General features: G+C 58.8%; 7 protein-coding genes. 2 read left to right on the top strand and 5 right to left on the bottom strand.

The window, feature by feature from the left end:
- Positions 1-252 precede the first annotated feature (252 nt).
- From WF331_RS26295 to WF331_RS26275, 5 genes are all read right to left on the bottom strand, one after another.
- Positions 253-792, bottom strand: coding sequence for a DUF6708 domain-containing protein (locus WF331_RS26295; RefSeq protein ID WP_229608836.1), 540 nt, complete (start codon positions 790-792; stop codon positions 253-255).
- A gap of 272 nt (positions 793-1064) precedes the next feature.
- On the bottom strand, positions 1065-4277 hold the full coding sequence (locus WF331_RS26290) for a T6SS effector BTH_I2691 family protein (RefSeq protein WP_340623457.1): 3213 nt from the start codon (positions 4275-4277) through the stop codon (positions 1065-1067).
- A 650-nt stretch (positions 4278-4927) separates the two neighbouring features.
- Positions 4928-6217, bottom strand: coding sequence for an MFS transporter (locus WF331_RS26285; protein WP_340623456.1), 1290 nt, complete (start codon positions 6215-6217; stop codon positions 4928-4930).
- A 126-nt stretch (positions 6218-6343) separates the two neighbouring features.
- Entirely contained in the window at positions 6344-6526 is a 183-nt protein-coding gene (locus tag WF331_RS26280; RefSeq protein WP_284362730.1) for a DUF2783 domain-containing protein, read from the bottom strand.
- Positions 6527-6537: 11 nt separating this feature from the next.
- Entirely contained in the window at positions 6538-8238 is a 1701-nt protein-coding gene (locus WF331_RS26275) for an FAD-dependent monooxygenase (protein WP_340623455.1), read from the bottom strand.
- Between the two features lie 277 nt (positions 8239-8515).
- On the opposite strand from WF331_RS26275, the gene WF331_RS26270 reads away from it, so the two are divergent.
- Both WF331_RS26270 and WF331_RS26265 read left to right on the top strand, forming a co-directional pair.
- A complete protein-coding gene (locus WF331_RS26270; protein WP_284362734.1) occupies positions 8516-8740 on the top strand; it encodes a hypothetical protein in 225 nt (74 codons plus the stop codon).
- 151 nt (positions 8741-8891) lie between these two features.
- Positions 8892-9251 carry a hypothetical protein gene (locus tag WF331_RS26265; RefSeq protein ID WP_284362736.1) on the top strand — a complete coding sequence of 120 codons (360 nt, stop codon included), beginning with the start codon at positions 8892-8894 and terminating at the stop codon, positions 9249-9251.
- Positions 9252-9291 lie beyond the last annotated feature (40 nt).

The raw sequence follows: 9291 nt of genomic DNA, 5'->3' as shown, positions 1-9291 counted from the left end.
AGGACGAATATGTCACCAAGGGTGGGAAAGCGCCTTGCTGAAAACCATAGAATCTCCCACAGGGACCGCGCTGACTTTTGCATTTTGCTCAGGCTGCTGCTCTTGCAGGGGCGTCAAAATCTCCAAGTCATGTGCATTACCTGTGGGAGCGGGTTCACCCGCGAACACCGGCAAAGCCGGTGCCATCCAGCGCGCTGTCTCGTCCTGCAGGCCTGATCTTGGCCGAATCGCCAGCAACAGGTGCGGTAGTTTTCAGCAGACCTCATCCGTTGCTGGCGCAGTGCGTGACTCAAGGTCGATTTCCGTTGGCCACTGTACTTTCGGCGCCAAGCAATGCATGTGGCTCAGGCCATCGTCATCGTTCCAGTCGCGGGGTGGGTGCACGAACTTGGGCAGGGCTTCAGGGCCTTGCTGCATGAAGAGCCGGGCGATGGCCCAGTAAGCCTCGCCCTCATGCAGGGTATGAGTGAAGAAGACACGATCAATGACTTCGTCAGTCTCAGGATTACGGACTGACAGCATGACGTTTTCGATCAGGCCACCATGGCCAGGGGCGTAGATTCGGTAGACCTCGGCGGTGACGTCGTCCCAGTTGTAGGCGACGGGTTGGACACCCCAGCGTTTACGGCTGAAGATGAAGATGCGGTCGAAGCGGTACTGGTAAAAATAGACTTTCCGACGCAGGCGATTGAAGCGAATGGGTTCGTCTCTGGGCAAGACAAGATCCTCCTTTATGTAAGGGATGAGGGCCCAGATAGCTGCTGGTGGACCGAGCACTATAAATACGCTCATCAACCAGTCCCGCTGCCAGCCGTATACGAATAAATCCCAGTACAAAGAAAGTGTTAATCCGACGCAAAAACATAAACCGGGAATACCGATTAATGCTGAAAACCCGCGAAGGCTTATTGTTTTTCTCGGTAGTTCAAGGTATATGTCGTCAAAATAATTAGGCGAGGGATTTACAGTCTCTACCCAGCAGCGGTCATCTGGCTCCTCTCCCGTCGGAGGCAGGTCATAGCTCCAACCTATCGCGCGCTCCCATAACACCTTGGGCTTAAATGTCATTCATTCATTCCTCGAGAACAAACTTCAATATAGGCATCCGGCAAATCGCGGTCAGGCCAATACATAACCAGTAGGGTGGCGGCGCTTAAGCTATGGCTCCCAATCGTAGGTGCTAGCGGCACAACTCCTGATATTTCAAGCTGAAAAACACTGCCATCTTCAGTGGAGTAAGGTCTTTGATATTCATCAGTGGAAAAATCACTCCCATAGTCTGGATGTCGCGGGGGTGTAAACTTAGGAAAAGAGGAGGACGGAGAAAGTGGGCTTATTGGATGCGAAAAGTAATCACTCGATGCAATACTTTCTCCGCCAACGTAATCTGGAAACGCTCCATCGCCGACACGATGTGCTATTAATTTCCAGCGATATGCGGATTTCGCTTTATTGAACTTGGGTAATACGACGAGAAACTTGAGCTGTTGCACCGTGCTCAAGCTGACCAAACCTCCTATTCTTGGGAGTGTAGGATCCGTAGCCATACTTGACTCAAAATTTAGCTTTGCCTGCACACCCAACGTCGCAGCATTGAGCTCAGCGAATGCTATGTCTGAAAATTCCGGAGCATTCCAGTGTATGGAAGGTGTTTCATTAGCAAGCCCGAAATAGCACCGACGCGCCCAGCGTTCGAGAGCAGTTGATTCGTTGTTTTCTGCTCGCTTACTCAACTCATAGGCGACTAGAGACAATGAAATTGCTAAACCTAAAGGGCCAAATACGAAAGGTCTGAAAACTGCAAGCGCAAATGCTACTGTACCCGCCCCAGATGCTAACGCGGCATATTTATATTGCAGAGCAGCTTTAGTGTCCCCAATGGCTAAACTGCGCTTTCTTGCCAAATTGGCTTGTGCCGTGTCGAAAACCCCTGCAACTGCACTCAGTACCGCACCGATTTTTATTATGGCCTCTCCAGTGATAGCAGTTCCCTCAGCCCATGGTCTACGTATGGCGCTGACACTGGAGCGCATTACGAGTCCAATTACCTCAATTTGCCCGCCCAATATTCCTAATTGGGACCCATGTAACGCCAGCTTGGCTTCATGAGCCTTTGGCCCAATCTCCACTTCCGCTTTTGCCTGATTTCTGCTCAGGCTGTCATGCTGTAAATACAACCCACCTATAGCCAGCAGCAACTCCCAACTACCTGCCACTCCGCGCAATCCGCTAAAGCCGGTCCGCACAAGCTGTGCCGCCTGCTGCGAAGTGATGCGCATGTCCTGCAACACCTTTCGTGCATTCGCCTCCAAGGTTCCCGCCGCGACCGAGATATCCATTAAGGCAATCTGCGTCGCGCTGCTCGCCTGGGTCACCCTCTTGCTGGCTTCCTCAATCAACCGGCCTCGCACGTCTTCAGCGGTGCCCTCGACCCACACCGTTACGCTGATCATGGTGTGGGTAAACCGCGGGTCGAGCACTGCCAGGCTCATCAGCCCGTGCTGAATGATCGGCCGCACCTTGTTCCAGGCCTTGGTCGAATGGATGTCGATGTCATCGATGCTGCGATGCATCCGGTCCCGTGCCTCGGCAATCGAGGCATTGGCCTTGTGCTGCAATTCGCGTAGATGAGCACTCTGCAAGGCGTGGTACTCGCCCAGCTTCATCTTCACTTCCAGCTCGATCAGGTGCACGCCGTTGTAAAGGAACTGGGTTGCACTGTTCAGGTGCCGCACGGCGGTCTGAATACCAGGTGGCAAATTGGGCGCAAGGCGCTGGCTCGCCGCGTTGAGCGCGCCCTGGGTTTCCGCAATCGCTTGCTTGAGGGTATTGCGCATGCGCAAGCCGGCGTCGTCGCTCGCAATGATCTTGCTCAGCATGCCGTAGAGCTTGTCGCTGTCATTCCAGTTGGTGACGTCGGAAAAGCTGGGAAGCAGCCCGGCCAACAACGCACGGTCACGCATCAACAACGCGCGATAGGGAGGGCTATCAGGATACTGTAGCCATTTCTGCCAGAGCGTTTCGGTGGTGCCGGAAGCGGGACTCACATCGGACGCCGCCGCCTCGGTAATACCGCCACCTAGGCATAAGGCCATGGTCTTGGCATACGCCACGCCAGACTCACGATGATCGCCGTCGTAGTCGTATTGCTCGGCCACCTTGAACATGGGCGTGTCGAACAGCGCGGTATAAGCATGGGCGTCCTTGTCGATGTAGCGCTGGAACTCGGCTTCCTGCTGGTCATACCCGGCCTGGAACGCCGCTCGCTTCGGTTCGTGGTAGCGCTCTTCAAGACGCTCGTCACTTTCCAGCTGGGCTCGTTCTACCAACCGTTGACGTTCCACTGCCGGGTCGACGAACACCGGTGGCCCATCGCCGGTCATCGGTTCCAGCGACGGCACCTTCTGCGCCGCCCACTCCCGGTGCGTGGCGCGAATGACCTGGAGGATCTGCGAGGTCTGCAACTGGTAGGCACGCATGGGGTCTTCACGCCAGACCTGGCGCTTCACCACCCAGCTCAGGCGCTGGTGGTTGAATTCCTGAACCAGGCCAACGGTATCGTCGAGCACCACCGCCAGCACGCCGTTCTCCAGCTTGTGCCGGTTCATCGCGTTGACCAGGTACCCCTTCAAGGCAAACCTACGCAGCTTGCGAGTGTGAAACCCATGCGCACTGTCAAACGGCGAGCACCCATGCTGGGCGTACTCGAACACATCCTTGTCGACCTGCAGGTTATCCGGCGTCATGGCAATGCCCAGTAATTCTGGGTTGTTGCGCGCCTGGGTCAGGTCAACCCCCTCGAAGCGATGGGCAGGTGCCTGGCCCTTCTTGTAGGCATTCAGCACGCTGACCGGCCAGGCATCGCTGGAGAAGGCCAGCCAGGCTGTGCCATACCGGTCGGTATCGATGTTCAGGAAGGCCGAAGGGATATCGTGGTTCTCATTCACACACTTTTCGGGCAGCGATGCGGGTAGGCCGTCTGACGGTTCGTAGGGGTTGAAGCGCCGCAGGTGGCCCTGTTCGCTGACTTCGTAGGCATGCCAGACCTGCTGATCGAGCAGCACATACAGGTAACCCATGCGCAAAGTGCGCAGGCCCATCTTCGCCGAGATATGCAGGCTACCCGCCACGGTCGTGATGCACTCCGGTCGGGTATCCGGCACCAGGGCGCGGCGCAGCGGCAGGATCGGCAAACCTTGCCGCTCGCAGGCCATGCACTGGTCAGAAGGCAGCCCGGCTTCGGCTGCCGCAATGGCGATACGTTGGCTGATTGTCAAAAACGACCTCGCATTGAAAGGGACCGTGATGGTCCCTGAACACTAACGAGGAATCGCTTGCCGGAGGTTCCTGGGGCGTCCTAAAACCTTGTAGGAAACGTCTCTAAATGAGCCATTGGACAGTCATAAAGCTGTCCATTCATAGGCTCGGGAGCCATGCCGAGGCTTGTGGGAGCGGGCGCGCCCGCGAACACCGGCAGCGCCGGTGCCATCCACCGCGTCGGATTCTTCGCGGGCGTGCCCGCTCCCACAGGTACTGTGCAGGCTTCAGGCTTGCGTAATACCCGTGGGAGCGGCTTTAGCCGCGAACACCGGCAAAGCCGGTGCCATCTACCGTGTTGGATTCTTCGCGGGTGAACCCGCTCCCACAGGTACTGTGCAGGCTTCAGGTTTGCGTAAGACCAGTGGGAGCGGCTTTAGCCGCGAACACCGGCAAAGCCGGTGCCGTCTACCGTGTTGGATTCTTCGCGGGTGAACCCGCTCCCACAGGTGGTGCGCAGGCTTCAGGCTTGCGTAATACAAGTGGGAGCGGCTTTAGCCGCGAACACCGGCAACGCCGGTGCCATCCATCGAGTCGAATTCCTCGCGGGCATGCCCGCTCCCACAGGTTTTGCATAAGGCTCGGGTTTATCGAGGCGGCCAACCGCCGGCTACAGCTTTTGTGCATGCTTTGGGACCGATGCGGGCGAGGCCAGGGGCAGCATGAAGGTCAGCAAAGCGCCTATCACCAACAGCACTGCGGCATAGACAATCCCGGCCGTGAAACTTTGGGTCAGGTCTTTCAACCAGCCAACCACCAGCGGGTTCAGCGCCCAACCTGTGTTGCCGAAGGCGTTGATCACCGCAATGCCAATGGCGCGCGCCTTGAACGTAAGCGCCTGGTCCGGGGTAGTCCAGAATATCGACATGGCGGTGTACGACCCGGTGGCCGCCATGCAGATGCCGCACAGTTGCACCATCGGGTTACTGGCATAAGCGGCAAACATCCAGCCGGCAGCGGCCATCAGCCTGGGCAGCACCAGGTGCCATTTGCGTTCCTGGCTGCGGTCGGAATGCAGCCCCCATACCACCATGCCGATGATGGTGCACACCTGCGGGATCATCGCCAGAAAGCCAATGGTGCTGTTGCTGCTGTCGGCGGCACTGACGCTCTTGATGATCAGCGGCGTCCACATGGCGATCATCGCCAGCGTGTTGACCAGGCAGAAATACACCAGGCTGAACATCAGCACCGTGGGTGAGAGCATTTCATGCAACAGGCTAGCGGGGCCGTCCCCTGTTGTGCGGTTGGAAGCTGGGTTGTCTGCGGCCAGGGCATGCTGCAGATGTTGCTTGTCTTCGCGGCTCAGCCAGCGGGCCTGCTGCGGCGTGTCGTTCAGGTAGCCGAACACCACGAAGCCCATGATCACCGAAGGCATGCCTTCGAGCAGGAACAGCCACTGCCAGCCGTGCAAACCCCACACACCATCCAGGCCAAGTATCAGCCCAGAGAGCGCCGACCCGAAGCCTGCGGTAAACGGCATCGCGATCATGAACAGGGCGTTGGCCCGTGCCCGGTAAGCCGCCGGAAACCAGAACGTCAGGTACAGCAGCACACCTGGCAGAAAGCCTGCCTCCGTGATACCCACCAGAATCCTCAGCAGGTACAGGCTGCTGGCATCAGTCGCGAACAGCGTCGCGGTCGAGGCCAGCCCCCAGGCGATCATCAGGCTGCCGATCCATTTGCGTGCACCAACCTTGGCCAAAGCCATGTTGCTGGGGATACCACAGGCGATATAGGCGATGTAGAACAGCGTGGTGGCCATGCCGAACTGGATACTGCTCAGGCCCAGGTCACCCATCATGGTCAGGCCGGCAAAGCCGATGTTGATCCGGTCGAGAAACGACAGCACAAAGCACAGGAACAGAAAGCCGAGCAGGCGCCTGGACACTTTGCGCATCACGGTTTGCTGGGGACTGCTGGCGGTTTTTATCGTTGTAATGGGGGCAGTGTTCTGATGCATGTGGGCGCCTGGTTATTATTGGTTTCAGCGGCACCGGCTTCGGTGCATTGGCCAGTGCAGGTACTACAGGTCTTTAAGCGCGCACTGGGCAAGTTCAGTGAAGGCCTGGGCGTCGCCAAGCGCATGGGCGCAGAGCAGCGCCAGCTTGGTCAGGAACAGCCCGGCCTTGGCCGGTGTGGCCTGGTCCAAAGCGTCTGCCAGTACGTCGTAAACCACTTCCAGGTCTGTTGCGGTCAGGGTGTTCATGGCGCTTCCTCTCAGTGCTTGCCCAAGGCAGTGTCGATGGCGGATTGCAGTTGTGCGGCCGATACCTGCAGCCAGCGGGCGCAGATGTGCTGGTCTGGGCGCACCAAGTAAGCGCCATTGCGGGGGATGCCATACTTGGCGGCGATGCGGCCGGTGGTGTCGTCGATCAGTTGGTCTGCCCCGGTGATGATGGCCTGGGCGTTTTGCGCAATCGCGATTATCTGCAAGGGCACGCCGCTGCTGCGAATGGCAGTTGCCTGCTCGATCACGTCACCTGGGATGCAGTCACTGTCGGTGAAATAGAGCAGGTAGAAGCAGACACCCAAGTGGTCGAACAGGTAGTCGTCTTCGGCCAGCCTGATGTTCAGTAGCGGGGCGCCGTTGCGCGGGCCGGCAGTGAAATGCTCATTGTCGTCAGTTGCACAGTTGAGCACCGAGTCCGCGTAGTCGTGTGGCCGCGAGGTGCGCCAGTGGTACAACGGGCGGACGAATGCCTGGGTCAGCGACAGCGACAACACCGCATCGCGTACCAGGCGGTAACCCGCAGTGGGTGGCGCCATGAACCGGGTGCTCTTGCCGGCCTCGCCGATGATTTCCCGCGCCGCACTGACGCGTTCGGTGGAATAGGACGGCAGCAGCTTGGGGCCTGCCAAACCCTTGTGGGTGAGGGCCAGTTTCCACACCAGGCCATGGCAGTCCTGGAACCCGGTATTGGCGCCACGCACGCCGAAAATCGGCAACAGGTGTGCCGCGTCCCCGGCAAATATCACGCGCTTGTGGATGTAATTCGGCAGGGTCAGCGCCCGGGTGGAATAAACCGAGCTCCAGTCCATTTCCCACTGTGGGTCTTCAACGCCAAGCATGCGCAGCTGGGCATTGATGCGTGTGCGCAGTGATTCCGGTTGCAACGCCTGTTCCGGGGTTTCGTTTTCGGGCAGTTGGTAGTCAATGCGCCAGATATCACCCGGTTCGCGGTGCATCAATACGGTGTTGCCCGGGTTCCAGTCCGGGTCGAAATAGGCCAGGCGCTCGGTGGGCAGGCCCAGGTCGATCTTGATATCAGCAATCACGAAGCGCCCTTCGTAGGCGGTACCCTCCAGTTTCAGCGTCAGCAGGGTGCGCAGTGTCGAGCGGGCACCGTCCGCCGCTACTACCCAGTCAGCGTCCAGTTCATAGCTACCGGCTGGGGTATCGATGCTCAGCCGGGCGAAGTCGTCATGCTGTGCCAGGCCCGTTACGCGGTTGCCCCAGCGCAGTTCCACCAACGGGTTGGCCTCGACGGCCTCGACCAGCAACTGCTCCAGGCGGGGTTGTTGCAGGTTGGTCATGGGCGCGTAGCGGTCGTCAGGGTCGTGTGGGTTTTCCATACGAAACACCAGCTGGTTGCGGTAGAACGAATTGCCACAGCTCCACGGCAAGCCAAGCTCGCAGACCCGCTCGGCGACGCCTACCTGCTGCAGGATTTCCAGCGAGCGGCGGGTGAACACGATCGCCCGGCTGCCCTCGCTCACTTGCCGTTGCGCCGCCAGTACCACGCAGGCTATGCCATGACGGGCAAGGTCCAGGGCAGTGGTCAGGCCGATCGGGCCGGCGCCTACCACCACGACAGGTTTGCGTTCCACGCAGGCGGCCCCGACGCTGGCCGTATGGACGGGGAAGATGTGGTAGTTGAAATAGAGGGAGCGAAGCGGCTCGCTGTGGGGCTGATGCATGCGGTGCACATCCTTATTTTTGTAGCTTTTCAGGTGTGCAAGTGACTGTACGTGAGGCTACAGCCAGCGATGTCCCCTTGAGGGGACAACTGCATACCCTTTGCTGATTACGCTCGCCGAGCAGGCGCATTACAGCTGTCAGCCACGGTCCTCAAAGAGGAAAATGATCGACCAGAAGCCTCTCGCTGACCTGGTAGCGGCAAAGTCCAGTTCGGGATGAATTAATTCCTGCCCGGCCGGTCAGGTAGTGAGTCCCTTATCTGCTTTCGAGGTTCTCATGCACGCGTACACAGTTCGCTACCTGCTCAATGGCCAGGCTACCAGTCATACCTTCGAACTGAAGCAGCCCAACCTCGCCCTGCACGAAGCGGCGCTTCACCTGATGGTGCTGCACTTTGGTGATGGCGAGAACAGCCTGGTCATGCCGCCCGCCGACGCCACCCCTCTGCAGATTCTCGCGCAGGCAGAGGTACTGGGTTTATCGCAAATCCAGCTGGCTTGACCGCTGCCAGTTCAAGCCGCCTGCACCCTGACAAGCAAAAGCCGCGAGCCCGGCCTTTTGCACCACCGGTCGAACACAAGGCACTCACGCCTGCCGATTTCTCTCTGAACAACAAGCGCACCATCGCTGCGCTGCAACCAGGAGAACGCCCATGGCAATCGACCACAATGGCCCGGACTCGCCGTACCCGGGGCCTACGGAAAATACCACCGACGCAGGGGGCCACGGCTCGGGCCTTGAGCAGGCTGAGTCCGAGCCCAAACAAGGTGTCGGTGAAGCCTGGTCCGAAAAGCGCCCGGTAGACTGGGACCCACCTCCCGGCAATCCCGGTTCGGACCAGGACGGGCAGCTCGACCGGGACAACGGTACCGCAAGAACCAACGATGAGCAGGTGGGGGCAGGTGATGGAGAGGTTCCATTACCCGCAGATGATGACGGCCCGATCGAAGAGGAAATGAAAGACGTGGAGGCCAATAACTCGGTATCCGCCGAGCATCCTCAACCGCGTTGATGGCGTTTGCCTACAGGGCCTGATGCCAACAACTCAAAGG

Origin of the sequence: Pseudomonas sp. YNh, assembly GCF_037993085.1 — a bacterium.
Lineage (GTDB): Bacteria > Pseudomonadota > Gammaproteobacteria > Pseudomonadales > Pseudomonadaceae > Aquipseudomonas > Aquipseudomonas putida.
This window is presented reverse-complemented; position numbering and strand designations above follow the sequence as displayed.